This is a genomic window from Pedobacter yonginensis (assembly GCF_003173595.1).
GTDB lineage: Bacteria > Bacteroidota > Bacteroidia > Sphingobacteriales > Sphingobacteriaceae > Pedobacter > Pedobacter yonginense.
Genome location: NZ_QGNZ01000004.1, coordinates 49,528 through 66,900, shown reverse-complemented (window position 1 = coordinate 66,900; position 17,373 = coordinate 49,528). Strand labels below are relative to the sequence as shown.

Here is a 17,373-nt window from a genome sequence, read left to right as displayed (position 1 = left end):
AAATAACTTAAGCATTTATATATGGCTATTCAGGACTTACCGTTCAATAAAAAGACCGATTAGCCAAAACCGGTCTTATGTATCAATAAGATTGAGCCGAAATTTTCCTAATTCAAGCAAGTCAATGTTATTGGATGGGGATTGAGGTTATTATAAAAATCCATCAAGAGTGCCTATTGTTTTTTTGCACTAATTCTATAACCTGTGGCAAAGTAAAAATCGGCTTCATTATCAATAAAAAATGCCATCAGCTTATTGTTATCGGTTTGATCCAATAAGGAATAGTCTCCATCGGCATCTTTTGAAACTATAAAATTAAAGCTTGCTACCAGTGTTTCCTTTCCATTCTCGATAATGTAGAATTTTAGGTCGGCGTTCTTTTCTGAATTGGTAAGATTTACCGTAATCTTTACAGATTGGCCAGACGCATTTGGAGAAGGCTCAATTTTGTTTGTCTTATAATCTTCAATCTCGTTGGCAATGTAAGTTCCGGCAATTCTGTTCGGAGTAACATCTTCTTTTTTGCAGGCAAATAATAATGTGGAAATTAAAATGCCAAATAAGAGTAATTTAAAAATCTGTTTTTTCATAAGTTTTTTAATAGATAGCCTCTGAATTATTTTTGGAGCATTGGGCATGTTAATGCCTTAGCTTTCCGCTTCAAAAATCAGTTTATAGTTTTTAAACACATTGTAAAAAGCCGACAACTGTGGACTGAAAGCTTTATCCTTAAATTTTATTTGAAACCAATACGAACTTAGCGCGTTGTATTTTACAATATTTGGAGAAAGCTGATGTCCATAATATTTCTTCTCATGAATTTTCAGAATTGAAAACAATACTGGAGCTGTCCTCTAAAATCTTATTTTTCTTGATTAATTCGCTGGGTGTAAAACCGGATAGTTCTTTAAAGTCCTTTATAAAATGCGATTGATCAACATAATTTAACTCGTAAGCGAGTGGGCCGAGTTTGCTGGCTACCCTTTGCTGAATAAGTGCAAATGCCTGCTCGAACCTAGAAACCCGCAGGTATTGTTTGGGACTCAGACCAACCATATGCTTAAACCTTCTTTCTAGCTGTCTTTCCGAAATCTTTAATGATTTTCTGAGGTAGAAAACACTGGTATCCTGATGCTGAATATCCGGCAAATCAAAAATTTTATGATCTAATGGATTGCCTTTAAACAGCTTTATTAATCTTTTGCACAGAAAATTAATCAGCAAGTCAATCTTTTCAGTGTGTGTAGATTTTTCGAGAATCTGCATACAAAGTTCTGGTTCCATAAAATTTTGAAGATCTGGAAATTCATCACATAGCTCATGCATATCAATCCCAAACAATGGCTTAATCGCATAAGGGTAAAAACTTACACCAGTAAGGGTAAAAGAACTTGACATAATCGCGGTATACGGCTTAATATTTATCCCGCTTAAAAAGGCATTTGGCATTGTTGAATCGTTGTTCTTAATGGCAGAATTCCCATTGTCGTGCTGAAAAACCATTCTTGGATAACGGCAGGCAAAAATCTTCAAGGTCGATTCTAAATTGGAAACAGATTTTTGATCGATTGTCCAAAAAAAACGTACATATCTTTTCAGGATTTCAGGTGGTTGGATAATTTGATGATTCATGAGATATAAAAATTAAATTCATTAAATCGTTTATTCCGCTGGCTTCGAAAAAGTATTTTCGATTAAAAAAGGGTTGATAAATCCTTTTGTTAAAAATAGCCGAATAAAGGCTTGAAATAAAATTTTTATCTGTGGCGATGAACGTCGATCTTACTATAGAAACTTGCCTTCATACACTTAAGGCTTTGATTCTCGTGTTAATTTGGCTTAAAAAAAAGCCGGCTACAAGAACCGGCTTTAAGAAAATAAGGATTAATATCCAGGGTTTTGGGCTATAACCGGGTTGGCGTTCAACTCATCTTGAGGAATTGGCCATATATAATGAAAATCAGAATACGGAAGTGCGCCCTTTGCTGCCAGGGTAACTGGTCGGTTTATAACATCCCAATTGGAGCCAGACCCGTTTAGTGCGGTAACTAAAATTTTAGCCGGAACACCGCCACCCGCAACTTGGAAAGTTGGGTCTTGCGAAAGTCTGGTTATGTCCGGCCATCTTCTGCCTTCGCCTGCAAACTCAATTCTGCGCTCGTTCAGAATTGCCTGGGTTAAAGCGTTTTGATTTGTAAAATTAGCTATGGTATATTGACTGGCCACTGGCACAGCCCGATTTCTAACCGCATTTAACAAATTTAATGCTCTTGTATCTAGTGCAGCTGTCCTTGAATAGGCCTCTGCAACATTGAGTAAAACCTCTGCATAGCGGATAATTGGTGCATAATCTGAACTTGTTGCAGGCTCTCTATATTTATAATTGAAATAATACTTGGCACCAACGGTGGTTTGCTGAATTTGGAGTAATGTTCTTCTAGAATCGTTATTGATCCAAAAAGCCGCGTTATATAAATTTGGGCTTGTAGCTACTAGATTTCGTCCAACCTGACCGTTTAATGCATTTGCTGCAGGACCAAACATATTTGGCAGCGCTCCGTTAACATCTCCATTCGATGCTGGTCCGTTTTCTATAGAAAAAATAGATTCCGAATTGTTTTTATAAGAGACAAATGGTCCATCCGGACTTGCAGTTAACGTATAATTACTTATCGGACTTGTAAACGGACCCGCAGGTGCCGAGGTTCCAAGTTTTGCACCTTCGGTAATTACACCTGCAAAATCATTCATATGAAGCTTAACTCTCGTTTTAAAAGCGATTGCTGCGCCTTTAGTCGCTCTGGTAAAGCCAGCGCCCGCTGTATTGGCAGGCAGGTTTTCTTCGGCAAAATCCAAATCCGCCAATATTTGCGCATAATCTTCGGCCACCGTACCTCTGGGAACCTTCAATTGATCCTGAACCTTGTCAACAGAGTTTACACCAACTGTTCGGTAGGGAACACCAGGTTTATTTCCATTTCCATCAACGTATGGACGGCAGAAATCGATGACTAGTTCATGAAAAGCAAGCGCTCTTAGAAATCTAGATTCTGCCGCATACTTATTTGCCACACTGGTCGGAATTGTTCCTTTTGCGGCCGCTTCGGTAACGCCATCAATTACAACGTTACATTGATTGATAAGGGCATATAAATTGCTCCACATGTTAATATTGTTTGCGGTAGATGAAGTAATGGTACTTTCATAGGTGATCTGATAAAAACTGGCCAGATTGACCATATCTTCTCCCCGCATTTCCGCCTGAATGATAGAAGCGGCCCCAAACGGGTAGCCTCTGCCAGCCCCACCATTATAGCTTCCAACAGTAGCAGTGTTGTATACACCAACCATTGCAAGTTCGATATTAGCCGGTGTAGAGAAAGCCGATGATTCTGAGAGTGCGCTTTTTGGATTAAGATCCGTAAATTTTTTACATGAGCTAACGCATACCAAAGTTAAAAGCCCGAGGGCAAAAACCGTTTCTTTTATCTTAAATTGTTTTAATACTTTTTTCATATCTGTAGCTTTAAAATCCAACATTTATTCCTAAAACATAACTCCTCGATTTTGGATTCGTATTGTAATCTACGCCTGCCTGGCTGTTGGTTGTATTAGATGAATTCAGTTCAGGATCAAGCCCTGAATAGTTTGTAATTACAAATGCATTTTGTACTTGGCCGTACAACCTTACCCTGCTTAAAAATATTGGAGTCAGCCATTTTGTTGGCAATGCGTAACCCAGCATAATGTTTTGCCCTCTAATAAATTTACCATCTTCCACAAACCGGCTTACCGCATTGGAATTTACATTTGTAAAGGCATCTCTGGCATAATATAGTTTAGGTACGCTGGTTTGAGTGTTGGATGGCGTCCATCTATCTAAAACCTCAATTCCGTTATTTAAAAATTTTTGATTTAATAAACTTTCTTGGCGGGTAACATTCATTACTTTATTGCCTCCAGAGAAAACTAGATAAATAGAAAAATCAAAGTTTTTATAGGTAACCGAATTGTTAATTCCCCCGAAATAAGTTGGATTACTATTTCCAAGAATTTGCTTGTCGCTGGAAGATAAAGTCGAGGCAGCACCAAGTGTACCGGGGTTAGCCGGATCGTATAAATAATACGCTTGGTTTGCTATGTTGCCCTGAATGATTTGTCCGTTGGCTTTGTAATATAACGGATTACCATTGGCGGAATTTACGCCTGCATACTGGTACCCATAAATAGATCCGATTGATTCGCCAACACGATTGATATTATAACCAGAAGCTTGAATTACATCCGCATTGTTATTGGCCAACTGGTTAATTTTATTTTTAACAAGGGTTAGGTTAACATCGGTGTCCCAGTTAAAGTTATCGTTTTTGACATTCATGAAGCTTACCGAGAATTCGTACCCCTTATTGGTCATTTTTCCAATATTTTGGTTAATTCCATTTCCGGGTACACCAAGCGATGGTGCCGTTGGAGAGAAAAGAATCAGATTATCGATATCGTTCTTAAAATAGTCGGCACTAACCGTAATCCTACTGTTGATCATCGTTAAATCAAAGCCTATATTATACTTTTTACTGGTTTCGAATTTTAAAGACGCATTTCCTGCCTGCGAATAAAACAAACCACTTTGAGCACCATAAGTTGCAGCTGCAAAAGTTCCGGCAAACGGATAGTTCCCGATATCCGTATTGCCGACTTTTGCATAACCCCCTCTTATTTTGAAATCATTAATAAATTTTAGCCCTTCGGAGGCTGTGAAGAAATTTTCCTTTGAAACCCTCCAGGCCAAAGATGCCCCCGGTAGATTTGCGTCCTGGTTGCCAACAGGCAGAGATGATATTTTATCCTTTCTATACGTTGCACTTAATAGATACCGATCTTTATAGCCGTAGCTTCCACGGATGAAATAGGATTGATAGGCATTTTCTGATATGCCACCACCTATTCCGAAGGTATTTTGTGGAAATGCATTTGAGATGATATTCTCCCCACCAAAAAACAGACTGGAAATATTTGTTCCACTGGCACTAAAAAATCTGAATCTTGATTTTTGATATTCTAGACCTGCGGTTGCACCAATGGAATGATCGCCTATAGTTTTATTGTATGAGACCGTATTGGTCCATACATACCTGAATGTTGGGACATATTGTTGAATTACAGATCCGCCCGTTCCTCGGCCATCTCCATGAAGCGGGCTCCAATAACGATAATCTTCGCCATATAAAGCATTGGTAGAAAGTTGTGTTTTGACATCCAGGCCTGGGATAATATTGATGTTCAAGAATGTTCCCCCCAAGAAATTTAAATTCTGGTTCCTGAAGATATTGTTTTCCAAAACGAATTTAATGTTGGTGTAGTTGTCATCGATTTCTCTTAAGTTGACACCCTTACCCAGTCTTGCCTGGTCTGCGCTAAAATTATAAGATCCATCCGGATTCAGTGGCGAAACATTTGGAAGGGCCCTCAATGCATTAACCATGTTTCCCGATAGGGTGTTCGCACCGATTTGTAACCCTAGATTTTTGCTATAGTTTAGGTTTGCATTGATGCCAAAAGTTAAGTGGTTGTTCAAAGCCTTTTGTTCCAGCTTACCGAAAAACTGGTATTTCGACTGTGTATTTGCTTTAATAATTCCCTTTAAATCCGAATAGCCCAAAGAAAAGTAATAATTCGTCTGATCTGTTGCCCCACTAAAAGCTAAGGAGTGGTTTTGCTGAAAAGCGTCAGAATTTAACACCTCATCCTGCCAATCGGTATTAATTCCGCTTTCTGCCGCGCCAAGGGCTGCACCAGCATTAACCAGTTTTTCGTTCGCTATCGTTACAAATTCAGAACCGTTTAATAATTTAAATCTTTTTGAAGCATTAGCACTTGCAAACCAGGCGCTATAATTTACTTTTGGCTTACCTATTGCACCTTTTTTTGTGGTAATAATCACCACTCCATTTGCTGCCCTTGAACCATAAATTGCCGTTGCAGAACCATCTTTCAGTACATCGACACTTTGGATATCGTTTGGATTGATGTCACCGAGTGGATTGGTCATCATAATTCCACTCTGGCTCCCTGTCACAATTGGCAAACCATCCACAACATATAAAGGATCTGCGCCATTGGAGATGCTATTGGTCCCCCTGATCCGAATTCTTGGAGCTGAACCTAATATTCCATTTGAAACCGTAACCTGAACACCCGTTATCCTTCCAGCCAAAGCCTGATCGAAACTGGCAACCGGGGCACTGGCCAGTGTTGCACCAGAAACACTCCCGACAGAACCTGTTACGTCCTTTCGCTTAACGCTTCCATAACCAACTACCACGAGTTCGTTTAATGATTTTGCCTCAAGAGTTAAGGAGACATCAATTACATTTGAACTTCCGATGTTAATTGTTCTTGTGACAAAACCAATAGAAGAGAATTGCAGTGATTTACCTGCTGAGGAAATCCTTATAGAATACTTACCATCTGCACCGCTGATCGCGCCACCCGGGCTGCCAGAAATTTTTACCGTAACTCCGGGGATGGGCATTGCATCATCCTTTCCTGTGATGGTTCCCGTAATTGTTCTGTCTTGAGCTTTGGCCTGTATGGCCAAAAGGAAAAAGAGGAACAAACCATGTAAAACTTTTTTCATAAAATTTGATTTAATTAAAAATCAAATTTGAATAATGCTTCACGCTAGGAATAGGAAAAAACCGACATCTAAGTGGTTGTGTGATGAAAATTAATTGTATAACAAAATTCATTTTAAAAATGTCGGTTTTATGCTATTTGCAGACCGTGCTTTTTCTGAGTTTTGAAATCGAATAGGGTCGTTGTAGAAGAACCTGTTTAGTTAATGATATACCGGAGAAAATTAGTGGATGCTATTTTCTTCGGTGTTTTTTTAAGTCGGCTAGGTAGTTACAATAGAGTTACTTTCAGAGGTAATGATTTTTTGTTTTCTGAAGAGACCCGGTGTGAGTCCAGAAAGGTCGTTGAAATCTTTTATAAAATGAGATTGATCACTGAAGTTCAGATGGTAGGCAATTTCTGTAAATGGTATTTCTGGACTGGCAAGCATCAACATAGATTTTTCAAACCTTTTGATTCTCAATAGTTTTTTTGGGGACACACCGATAAAATTTCTGAACTGTCGCTCCAGATGCCTTTCGGACATCTTGAAATACCGATAATAATAATCGATTCTACATGTGTTCTCGGGAACTTCCATCCACTCCAACGCGCCATAAATCAACGGATCTACAGCAAGTTCTCTCCTGTTCAGCTCTATGGTCAGGAATTCGTTGAGGATTTCGATCCGCTGTGATTTATTATTGGATTCGAGGATTCTTTCAGTCAGTTTTCCTGGCGCAAAGTTCAGGAGCTCCACCAGATCATCCCGGAGTTCGTGAGCATCGGTGCCGAACAGGATTTTCATCGCATGTGGATACAAACTCACGCCGGTAACCTCGCAACTGCCGATTGTGCATTCATAAGGAACTGTGGTAATACCGGCCAGAAAGGAATTTGATAATACACCCTCAGCTTTTTTTATACAGGAATTCCCATTGTTGTGCTGAAAGATTATTCTCGGATAGGGATCTGCGAAGATTTTTAAAATGTCTTGATCTGTTTCGGCCTGATAATCCAGAAACCAGTAGTATCTCACCAGTTTGCTCAAATGCTCTGGAGGATTAAAAATAGTGTAACTCATAGGTTAATTGGGTTTATAAATCTTTGATAATGATGTTTTTGTAACTTCTTCCAATCGGGATTTTCTTGCCATTTATTTCAACTTCTGTACTGCTATACGCTCCGATTTTGGCCTTTGCAACAATGAAGGAACGATGAATCCGCAAAAATAAATGTTTAGGAATTTGTGCCTCGATTTGGCCGAGCTGAAGCTTGGTTGTCCATGAAGATTCTTGGGTAAAAATTTTGACGTATTCTTTCAAACTTTCGATATATAGAATGTCTGCCAGGTAGATTTTAATCTTTTTCTTGGCCACGTTTACGAAAATGTATTCCTGTTCCAAAGCTGTAAAACTTCCATCTTCCGGCAAAATACCCTGATAGATTTTGAGCTTATTTACCGCCTGTAAAAAACGATTAAACTCTATCGGTTTTAAAAGATAATCGACCACGTTAAGCGCATAACCTTCAAGTGCATATTCGTGATAAGCGGTAGTTATAATAACGCGAGGAGGATGAGTCAGTGTTTTAACAAAATCCATTCCCTTTAGCTTGGGAAGGTTTATGTCCAAGAACATAACATCTATGTCATCATTCTGAATGGCAACAAGCGCTTCTATGGCATTTTCGTATACCGCTATAAGTTTTAAAAAAGGAACATCGGCTATGTATTCCTTCAAGATTTCAGCCGCAAGAGGCTCATCCTCAATGATAATGCAGTTATAAGTGTTCATTGGATTGAAAGTTAATTTGCAGTTCAATTCTGAAAATGTCTTTCTGATTGATTACCTTTAATTCCGAATCCGGATAGATTAAATCCAATTGTCTTTTTACGTTCCTCAAACCAATATGCTCAGAGAATGCATCTTGAGTTTCTTCCTTTGAATTTTCAACGATAAAACGTAATTTTCTGTTTTTCAGTACAATTTGTATTTTAATGTAAGCTTCAGCTATGCTTTCTCCTGGTCCATGTTTAAAAGCATTTTCAACAAAAGGGAGTAATATGAGTGGTGTTATTTGTTCATCAGCATGGTCTACATCTTCCGTAAATATTATATTAAGACGATTATTAAACCTGATTTTTTCGAGTTCGAGATAATCTTTTAAAATCTTGATTTCATCACCGATTTTGATATTCTTTTTCTCCGACTCATAAAGCATAAAGCGAAGCAATTTGGAGAGTTTTACGACAATCAATGGTGTATGCTCCGATTTTTTTCGCGAGAGCGCATAAATGTTATTTAACGTGTTGAAAAGGAAATGCGGGTTAATCTGGTTTTTAAGAAACTTAAGCTCGGTTTCCAACCTATCCTTCACTAACGCTTTTTCCTTTTTTAACGATTGGATTTGTGTTCTCAACAGTTTTAAGGCTAGGGCAATTCCTGATGAAAATCCCATATCAATAAATCCAACAATCATTCCGTACAGATCGAACAGCTGGAAAGAATTTCCCTGATATTTAGCAATAAGCGGAAAAATAAACCAGTAAAAAAGGATTCTGTTGATTACAATTGCCACCAAAAAACTTAAGGTTATCCCTACAACATTTAGTAGGCTAAACCTTTGAATTTTTAGCGCCTTCTCCACAAAAAGATACAACAATGAATAGGTAAGCACGAGCTTAACAGGCAGCAAAATCAAGGTTACCCTGATGGCTTCAAGCACAACTTCGCCCTGTCCAATTTCTGGTAGCAGGGGCTTAATCCATGTATATTCTAAAAGGCTACTGTGAATTATATAAACAATCCAAAAGGCTAAATGCCTGTAAATCCGACTTTTCACACTCGTAAATTCGGTTTTTTTAAGTTAAAGTTAAAATTAAAATACCAATGACAGCTTTAAGTGTACAAACAACGTGTTAAAACGTTTAAATGAAAATAATTTACTAGCCCGTGCTTGTAAATAGGATAAAACAAAATCTTTCCAAGATTATATACATCTCTCAGGTCATCTCAATTTGCAGATTCAAGGCCATATGGATTATCATTTCGTTATTGCTATACTAAGGATTTGAGATATGGCGATAATAAATGCGCTTTACCCACCCTACCCTAATTTAGTTGAAATGGGCCTTATTCCAACCAAATAGAAAATCAAAGGACCTATCCAATGGATAATGTGCGGGAGAATGGCCAAACTGATACCATCAAGTTTGTTATTGATACTGGATAGTGACATGCATTTTCTATGCAAATGAAAGGTGATAAAACTATCCGTAAAAAAACGATTAAAGTAAATTTGAGAAATGCACCTATGAAGCTAAATAGAGATCCATATTGGGAGACAATCATTTTATAGGCTGAGATTATTTCGACAGAATCTCGTCAATCATACCGAAGTGCTTGGCTTCTGTTGAGTTCATCCAATAATCCCGGCTAGCCGCATCATTTATTTTCTCATATGTCTGTCCGCTATGGTTGGCGATGATTTCGTAAAGTTCTTTTTGAAGCTGGAGAACCTGTCTTACGGAAATCTCCATGTCCATTGCCGTGCCTTGGGTTCCACTGGAAGTCTGATGGATCATCACCCGTGAGTGTTGCAAGGCTGACCGCTTGGTTGCTGCACCAGCGCAGAGCAATACAGCCCCCATGGACAATGCAATTCCCGTACAAATCGTAGCCACATCGGGTACTATATACTGCATGGTATCATAAATCCCAAGTCCGGCATAGACAGACCCACCTGGGGAGTTTATGTAAAATTGTATATCTTTTTCGGGATCAACTGACTGTAAAAATAGCAACTGTGCCTGGATCACGTTGGCATTGCGTTCGTCCACGGCTTCACCTAAAAAAATTATCCGGTCCATCATCAAGCGGGAAAATACATCCATCTGCGCTACATTCAATTGCCTTTCCTCTGTGATGTATGGGGTCATAGCTACAGGTAGTGCCAAGGTACTATTGCGGGATATGTAAGCTTCTGTATACAAGCTGTTGATATTGTGATGTTTTAACGCATATTTGCGAAATTCGTTCTTTTCCATATGGTTATAGAAGTTAAAAAATAGGCATGGGTGTCCCATACCGTAGAATAGTTTAAATGAATGTACAGTGGTTTTTAACTTATTTACTTCGTGAAGATCCTCATAATCCAATTACGGAAATTTCGGTGTCTTTTATATGAGAAGAGTTGCTGATGTATCTGTTGGATTTCCTTTCTCAACTTTTCCCTTCCGTAAACATTGACAAGCTCATACGACTTTTCCTGCCAATAGATGCTTTCATCCAGTTCTGGCTGCAGTATAACCCTTGCCTGCATCAGGATCTTTTCCGCTTCACCCGGATTTGATAAGAGGAACTGTTCTATGATTATTAGTTCATTCAAGGATGTCTGCATAGTGGATAGATTTTTTCTTTACGGTGTGTTTCACCTTTTCTAAGCACTTGAATTTTTGGGCTGTAGCAGACCGTGCTCCGGAAAACCCAAATTCCAGGGCTAATTTGTCCATTGGCATTTTTTCGTAGTAAAATGCGTTAAGTAGATCCATGCATTTTTTACCAGAACTTTGGAGTAACTTAAACAAGCTTGAAGAGCATATCTGTTTATCATCAGGACTGCCAAAAGAGATATTCTCCTCGAATTCCGCATCTAGGGCATCGATTGAAGCTGTGGCCAAATACTTGCGAAGCCGTTTGTTCCAAAGATATCTTGTTATGCCGAAAACATACGTCTTTTCGCTGTACTGTAAAATCAGTTGCCCCTCCATTCGCTTTTCATAATAGATTATAAGTGCATCCTGAAAGACATCACGAGCTTCCTCAATTGAGCCGCCCGTTTTAGCAACATATTTTGCAACAAGTGGAAATGCATCCTTATACAATGCCTTAAGCCAGGCATCACGATTGTTCCCTGGCAACTCTGTTTTTTTTGCTATGGCCATACTAACCTGTTTTTTAATAGTATGTGGGAGTTTTAGTGCAAATATCACCATTTATTTTTTTTATTCATTTAAATATTGATGAACAGCATAATGAGCGATCGAGTAGTAGAACTTTCATCTCTTTTTCGCTACCCATGCCTGATCGTTTACTCATCGTTTAATGAGTCAATACCCTGCTCCCTTAACTTGTCCAAAGTTTGTTTCATGCCCTCAACCTGTTCCCTAGGATGTCCATGCCAATGCTTGACCTCACCAACCACCCTGAACGGATATTGTGAACGATAGGATTTTGTTGGGTTACCAGGAAACTTTTTGTCGGTTAGGTCAGGATCATCCTCAATCGCTCCCGTTGGCTCTACAAGGTAAATTCTTTCAGATCCTTCGGCCAGGGCAAGTTCCGCACCCCAGATGGCAGCATCCAGAGTTGCCGAAAGGAAAATATACTTTGCTCTTTTTTGTTTTCCAAAGTTCGAGAAAAAACCGGGTTCAATTAAATCCCCAATGTCCCTGTGGATCTTTGTGCCATGAAAGTAAGTTTGTGAAAAAGGGGTTGGGCCCTGACTTTTTTGGTTGTTAATTTCTTTTTTCTTTTCCATTGTTCTTGTTTTTTGATTTGAATCTTATCTTTTTCAATTAAGGGTCTTAGGTATTGATAATCTGGTTTGCGAAAGAATCTTATTTTATTTTCCCAATCCATGAAAGTTTCATTTGGCTCATCCGGTCCGAAAGATAGCTGATTCTACTTTACCTGGAGCGATCCCAATAACATAAGTAAGGTGATTTGATGATCGCTCAAAAATGAAGTATTCCAGAACCAAAAAAACCTAGGATGCATTCAAATTTTATGGTTATGGGAGCAATGGAAAGCATACCCGTTTAATAAAGATGAAATATGCTTTTCTTCCAATTTTATTGTGACCTTAAGATCAACTGACTGCAGTCTGACTACCGCAGCCAGCAGGAAAATCATGGTCTGTAAGTCACAAAAAGAACTTTTATTCATTTTAGTTCAGATTTTTTAAGCAAAAATATAGTTGTTAACTTTATTTATATTGTATAAAATCGCCAGATCCTCACCATCGCTTTTGAAAAAAAAATGTTCTGTCTAATCCTGAGCGTATCTTCAAAGGTAAATTTTTTGCTGTCAATTTGTTCCATGGAAACCCAGGTCATTAGTATAAAAAATGCACTAAGACCGTTTATCACTACTATTTCCTTATTGAAAACCGCTCTATGGGCCAGTCTACAGACCTTCATCCCAGGTATTATTCGGGTAAACGACACGTCCTGTTGAGTTGAAATTGAATGGATCCATTAAGGCGCTTTGGTTCTGTTTTCATCTCCATGCCAATGGCTCCCTGTTCATGCTGGATTTAGAAACCCTGACTAATTCCTGCTTGGGCCCGGAAGAAAATTAAGACTTGAATGGAGTATTGTATGCTACAATTCCGAGTATAATCTGTTATCTTCTGGGAGTAGGATATAAATCTAAGTGGAAACGCTTTTGAAGTCGGATTGCTGATCATATTTCTTTGCGCAGAATTGTGTCAGAATCGTCAATGTGATATTTTTCAAAACCCATTTTTTCCACCACCCTTATTGCCCGCAGATTTCTTGTTTTTGTATGCCCTATTATTGTTTTTATTCCTAAATCATCCTTAGCAATTTTAACCAATAAGTTAAAGGCAAATCTCATGATCCCTTTACCCCAGTAACCAGGGTATAGAGAACCTCCAATAGAAATTTCTTTTAACTCCATATTCCAGTGATGAAGTGCACAATCACCAATAATAGATTCTGGTTTATCTTTTAATCTTATTGTAAAGATAAATTCACACGCATCGATGACTCGCTTTGTAAACTCTTCTGGGGTTTCGTCTGGTCGAAATGGACTTTCAGAAAAATTCGCCTTCAATTCGAGTTGTCTATAGATACCTGAAAAAGCAATTGCATCACTTAGTGTTAATGGTTTAAGTACGATATGTTCTTCGTTATACATTCAGTAAAATAATAATGCTATATATTTGATCCCAGTTTTAATGGCATCATCGAAAGCTATGTTTTTCATCACCATAAATATAAATACAATTTAAAATATCTTGTTCTGAAAGTAGGTTTTTATATCTCTTAGCAAATGCACGCTCACAACTGAGGAGTGTTCGCGTTTGGGTTTTATATTTAGTCCTCGATTCTAGTCTTGACTTATTTTTCTAACAAAGTCAAAGGAACTTTTAGCTCCCTAATCTATTCGTCAGCAAGCTTTGCTGAAAGCCGCTCCCAGTTATGTTTTTAAATGATTTTTCGCATTTTTGGGTTAGTGATACAAGCACGCATAACCTTGGGTTAATTGTAATTCTGAATAATTTCCCATTATATTGTGATCGGACTTCTAGGTTCATGCGCTCATCTAAAACAATGTACTTTATTATTAATTTGAATAAGTGCACTAAAAAAGTACTTGAAATTGGCATAATGCCCAAATTGTTCATTGTAGCTTTAGTTAATTACTTTTGTATCCTGATCATGTACCAACTTCCATATTCTTTCCACTTTAAAAAATTAAAACCAAATAAGCATTTGTTAAAAAGATTACTGTTCATCTGTTTTAAACTTAGCGTACCTATACTTTACATTGGCCTAACCAACCATACATTCTGAATAGTATTGAGAACCTCCAAATGTATTTGCCATAAACTATCTTGAAACCAGATTTTGTGCATTTTTTTAACTTGGCCTTTTGATTTAGAAACTAACCATCTGGAAAAGTCAAGATAACACTGTCACCGACAGTTTCCAATATTCCGTTTAGATCCCTATCCAACACAGCTTTTTGATGCTTATTTAAAGTTAATATGAAACCGGGATTTTTTTTATCGACTTTCAGCATGAAGGCAAATCAAAATCATCAGGAACAAAATTAGGAGACCTTTTATTATCTTAAAATTTATCACTTCAAAAATAGGCCTTTCGATTAATGGCGGATTGTAAAAAACCGCCATGTTCCAAAGAAATGACATATACAGATGATACCTCACCTTAAATACATTTCAATCATTTCACTACGCAAGGAGAAATACCGAATTTTCTTTGAACGTTGAAAAATATTGGTCAGAAGAATTTCCAATATCCTCTGAGAATTGTTTCATGATAAACCTTTTTTCATAAGCATGTTTTTTGGCCTGATTTATCTTGTAATCATGTAGAAAGCCAAAAACTGAATTATTGAATACCTCCTTGCACCCATTTTTAGTTTGTTGGTATTTGCAGCTGAGACCTCTGGCCAGTTCGCTAAGCGAGGACGGATTGTTAGCTTGCATGAGCAAATAGTCTAGGCATAATGAAGGCCTCAAACAAACGCAGTTTTGCAATTTAGTTTTCTTTCAAGCGGTGATGTCTGATGGGATTCCACCTATAAAGCCAAAGGTTCAAAACATTTAACCTACAGGTGAGGTAATTTTAGAGCACTGGTAAACTTGCAGCTCTTAATGCTATTTAAACATTGGTGCATCTCAAAAGTGATACTCCGGTTTGCTGCAACCCAAGGGAATAAACCAATAAGATTTTGGAAGAGCATTCCAGTATTGTACTTAATATTGACAATGAACAAGAAGAGATTTAAATCATCGTCGGTTTTCTACAATTATTGTAAAAAACAACGCGCTAACTTCGTATTGGTATTCAAATAACATCTAGCCAAACCTGTTTAAATCGACAACCATCAATAATTATTAAAATGCTCAGGCTCCTGCAAATAATCTTTCTTTCCTTTATGGTGATCAGTTCAGAGCAGAAATTATTTTGCCAGAATTTTACGTTCCCTGGAAATAGAGAAAAGCAGTCCATAGATTTCAAGCTAGTAAAAAATCTAATTATCATACCTGTTAAAATTAATGGAAAAGGTCCTTTCAACTTTATTCTTGATACCGGCGTTGGCCCAACCATTATTACCGATCCAACCATTATTGACAGCGCAGATTTTAAAGGCATGAGAAAAACAAGTATCTCTGGTCTAGGAAATAGCGATATTCCCGGATTCCTTTCTCAAAACATTTCTTGCAGAATTGGTCAAGCAACACTTCAGAATATGCCTACGGCTATTTTAGAGCGAGATTATTTTAATCTGTCAGGTTATCTCGGTATGCAGGTTCAAGGTATTATAGGTTATCATTTCTTAAATAGTTTTATTGTCGATGTAAGGTATGGTAACAATAGAATTGTTTTTTACCAACCCTATGCTAAAGTACGCTGGAAAGGTGATGTTATACCAATCAAAATTGAAAACCAAAAAGCATATTTAATGGCTACAACCATGCTTGAGAATGGCCAAATTGATACCAGCAAATTCATTATCGATACTGGTGCGAGCCATGCGCTCTCTATGGAAATGAAAGATGATAAGGCCTACCCGCTACCAAAAAAAGCAATTAACGCAAATTTGGGAATGAGCCTGAGCGGACAGATCAGGGGCTATGTGGGCCGTACTTTTTCTTTTACGCTGGGAAAGTATGTTTTTAGCAACGTGCTCTCTGGATACCCTGATTTTGACAGTATCGAAGAGAAAATTAAATCAAGTAAGAGAAACGGGAATCTAGGGGCAGACATTTTAAGGCGATTCAACATCCAGATCAACTATAAGGATGGATATATTCGCATTAATCCGAACCGCTTTTATAAAGATCCTTTTGATTATGATATGGTTGGAATGGTTGTGTATCTGGATCAATCTTCCTTTAGCCGGTTTTTTATAGGTGAAATAGATGCCGATTCCCCCGCAGAAAAGGCCGGATTGCTTCCTTCTGATGAAATTTTAGGCATAAATCTAGTTCCAATTACACAATATACAATGCAACAGCTAAACCATTTATTTACATCGGGACAAGAAAGAAGCCTGATTGTAGAAGTTTATCGAGCGCCATCGATTTTATATAAAGTAGTAAAAATGAAAAAAAGAATCTAAACCAAAGCAGAACTCAAATGAAGGCTATTAACCAAATTTTAAATCTGATTTCAATCCTTATTTTTTCAATTGCCATTTCAGGAATCGGATTTGTACACCTGCTTTCAGATCACTTTCCTATCGGACTTCTTCCAGTATCAAAATCCATTTTCACAGGTATTGTTTGTTATACCGTTGGCGTAACCATGATTATGGCATCAGTTCTTTTGAACTTTCAAAAGACAAGCAGAATTGCATCAATTTTACTTTCTATTCTACTTTTAATTTTAACCCTAGCCATTTCTATTCCAGATTTAATTGGCCATTTTTATAATGCAAACAACTGGACAGGTACATTTGAAATGATTTCTCTATTTAGTATTTCCCTGATCATATCTGGATTCATACTTAAGAATACAACTGTTTTAAGATGGGGAAACTATCTTTTAGCATCTGGCTTAATTGTATTTGCTGTACTGCATTACCGCTATGCAAAATTTATTATTTTTTTAATGCCTGGTTGGGTTCCAGAAAAAGAATTGTTAAACGGGATGATCATGGCTGTTTTCTTATGCTCTGCTTTTAGTTTAATTTCCTCAAAACTGAGCAAAATTACCATGCCCGTGTTGGGTAGCATGTTTCTAATCTGGGTGTTAATCCTGCATCTTCCCAGAGTAATGGAAAAACCATTAATCGAAGCCGAGTGGACGAGTCTATTTATAGCCTTGGCAATGGGCTCAGTCGCCTTTTTTCGTTTCCTACCGCTTGTACAAACCGAAAATCCTTAATCAATTTATTTCAGTAGTAAAACGTCGGTTTTTTACAATGTATATTTCTACGGTGCATATATTTTTGTGCTGATTCACATTGGAATTGG

13 protein-coding genes are annotated in these 17,373 nt (G+C 37.7%); 2 read left to right on the top strand and 11 right to left on the bottom strand.

Translation table 11 applies throughout. The features are described 5' to 3' along the window. Positions 1-173: 173 nt before the first annotated feature. The 11 genes from DHW03_RS15200 to DHW03_RS15140 form a co-directional block, all read right to left on the bottom strand. Positions 174-590: a hypothetical protein gene (locus DHW03_RS15200; RefSeq protein WP_133248532.1), complete on the bottom strand. Its 417-nt coding sequence runs from the start codon at positions 588-590 to the stop codon at positions 174-176. Positions 591-813: 223 nt separating this feature from the next. Continuing rightward, positions 814-1,632, bottom strand: a complete 819-nt coding sequence (locus tag DHW03_RS15195; protein ID WP_109926703.1) for a helix-turn-helix domain-containing protein — start codon at positions 1,630-1,632, stop codon at positions 814-816. A gap of 252 nt (positions 1,633-1,884) precedes the next feature. After that, the gene (locus DHW03_RS15190; protein ID WP_109927210.1) at positions 1,885-3,516 is read right to left on the bottom strand and encodes a RagB/SusD family nutrient uptake outer membrane protein; all 1,632 of its coding nucleotides are present in this window, start codon (positions 3,514-3,516) and stop codon (positions 1,885-1,887) included. A 10-nt stretch (positions 3,517-3,526) separates the two neighbouring features. Further along, a complete protein-coding gene (locus DHW03_RS15185) occupies positions 3,527-6,637 on the bottom strand; it encodes a SusC/RagA family TonB-linked outer membrane protein (RefSeq protein WP_109926702.1) in 3,111 nt (1,036 codons plus the stop codon). A gap of 261 nt (positions 6,638-6,898) precedes the next feature. After that, complete coding sequence (locus DHW03_RS15180; RefSeq protein WP_109926701.1) at positions 6,899-7,699, bottom strand: helix-turn-helix domain-containing protein; 801 nt, start codon at positions 7,697-7,699, stop codon at positions 6,899-6,901. 13 nt (positions 7,700-7,712) lie between these two features. Beyond that, entirely contained in the window at positions 7,713-8,411 is a 699-nt protein-coding gene (locus DHW03_RS15175; RefSeq protein ID WP_109926700.1) for a LytR/AlgR family response regulator transcription factor, read from the bottom strand. Then, a complete protein-coding gene (locus tag DHW03_RS15170; protein WP_109926699.1) occupies positions 8,398-9,459 on the bottom strand; it encodes a sensor histidine kinase in 1,062 nt (353 codons plus the stop codon). The genes DHW03_RS15175 and DHW03_RS15170 overlap by 14 nt, the downstream gene beginning before the upstream one ends. A gap of 523 nt (positions 9,460-9,982) precedes the next feature. Then, complete coding sequence (locus tag DHW03_RS15165) at positions 9,983-10,663, bottom strand: ATP-dependent Clp protease proteolytic subunit (protein WP_109926698.1); 681 nt, start codon at positions 10,661-10,663, stop codon at positions 9,983-9,985. Positions 10,664-10,996: 333 nt separating this feature from the next. Beyond that, entirely contained in the window at positions 10,997-11,560 is a 564-nt protein-coding gene (locus DHW03_RS15155) for a sigma-70 family RNA polymerase sigma factor (RefSeq protein ID WP_109927209.1), read from the bottom strand. A 146-nt stretch (positions 11,561-11,706) separates the two neighbouring features. Continuing rightward, positions 11,707-12,156: an NAD(+)--rifampin ADP-ribosyltransferase gene (gene arr, locus DHW03_RS15150; RefSeq protein WP_109926696.1), complete on the bottom strand. Its 450-nt coding sequence runs from the start codon at positions 12,154-12,156 to the stop codon at positions 11,707-11,709. Between the two features lie 926 nt (positions 12,157-13,082). Further along, positions 13,083-13,559 (bottom strand): GNAT family N-acetyltransferase, encoded by a 477-nt coding sequence (locus DHW03_RS15140; RefSeq protein ID WP_109926694.1) that lies wholly within the window; start codon positions 13,557-13,559, stop codon positions 13,083-13,085. Positions 13,560-15,329: 1,770 nt separating this feature from the next. Between DHW03_RS15140 and DHW03_RS15125 the strand changes: the two genes are divergently transcribed. Together DHW03_RS15125 and DHW03_RS15120 are read left to right on the top strand one after the other, a co-directional pair. Further along, positions 15,330-16,517, top strand: a complete 1,188-nt coding sequence (locus DHW03_RS15125; RefSeq protein ID WP_165825436.1) for an aspartyl protease family protein — start codon at positions 15,330-15,332, stop codon at positions 16,515-16,517. A 17-nt stretch (positions 16,518-16,534) separates the two neighbouring features. Next, positions 16,535-17,284 carry a hypothetical protein gene (locus DHW03_RS15120; protein ID WP_109926690.1) on the top strand — a complete coding sequence of 250 codons (750 nt, stop codon included), beginning with the start codon at positions 16,535-16,537 and terminating at the stop codon, positions 17,282-17,284. Positions 17,285-17,373: the final 89 nt, after the last annotated feature.

Coding starts and splice junctions, on each gene's coding strand:
- DHW03_RS15185 (WP_109926702.1), bottom strand. CDS start 6,637: ATGAAAAAAGTTTTACATGGTTTGTTCCTCTTTTTCCTTTTGGCCATA.
- DHW03_RS15190 (WP_109927210.1), bottom strand. CDS start 3,516: ATGAAAAAAGTATTAAAACAATTTAAGATAAAAGAAACGGTTTTTGCC.
- DHW03_RS15120 (WP_109926690.1), top strand. CDS start 16,535: ATGAAGGCTATTAACCAAATTTTAAATCTGATTTCAATCCTTATTTTT.
- arr (WP_109926696.1), bottom strand. CDS start 12,156: ATGGAAAAGAAAAAAGAAATTAACAACCAAAAAAGTCAGGGCCCAACC.
- DHW03_RS15155 (WP_109927209.1), bottom strand. CDS start 11,560: ATGGCCATAGCAAAAAAAACAGAGTTGCCAGGGAACAATCGTGATGCC.
- DHW03_RS15195 (WP_109926703.1), bottom strand. CDS start 1,632: ATGAATCATCAAATTATCCAACCACCTGAAATCCTGAAAAGATATGTA.
- DHW03_RS15125 (WP_165825436.1), top strand. CDS start 15,330: ATGGTGATCAGTTCAGAGCAGAAATTATTTTGCCAGAATTTTACGTTC.
- DHW03_RS15175 (WP_109926700.1), bottom strand. CDS start 8,411: ATGAACACTTATAACTGCATTATCATTGAGGATGAGCCTCTTGCGGCT.
- DHW03_RS15180 (WP_109926701.1), bottom strand. CDS start 7,699: ATGAGTTACACTATTTTTAATCCTCCAGAGCATTTGAGCAAACTGGTG.
- DHW03_RS15140 (WP_109926694.1), bottom strand. CDS start 13,559: ATGTATAACGAAGAACATATCGTACTTAAACCATTAACACTAAGTGAT.
- DHW03_RS15165 (WP_109926698.1), bottom strand. CDS start 10,663: ATGGAAAAGAACGAATTTCGCAAATATGCGTTAAAACATCACAATATC.
- DHW03_RS15200 (WP_133248532.1), bottom strand. CDS start 590: ATGAAAAAACAGATTTTTAAATTACTCTTATTTGGCATTTTAATTTCC.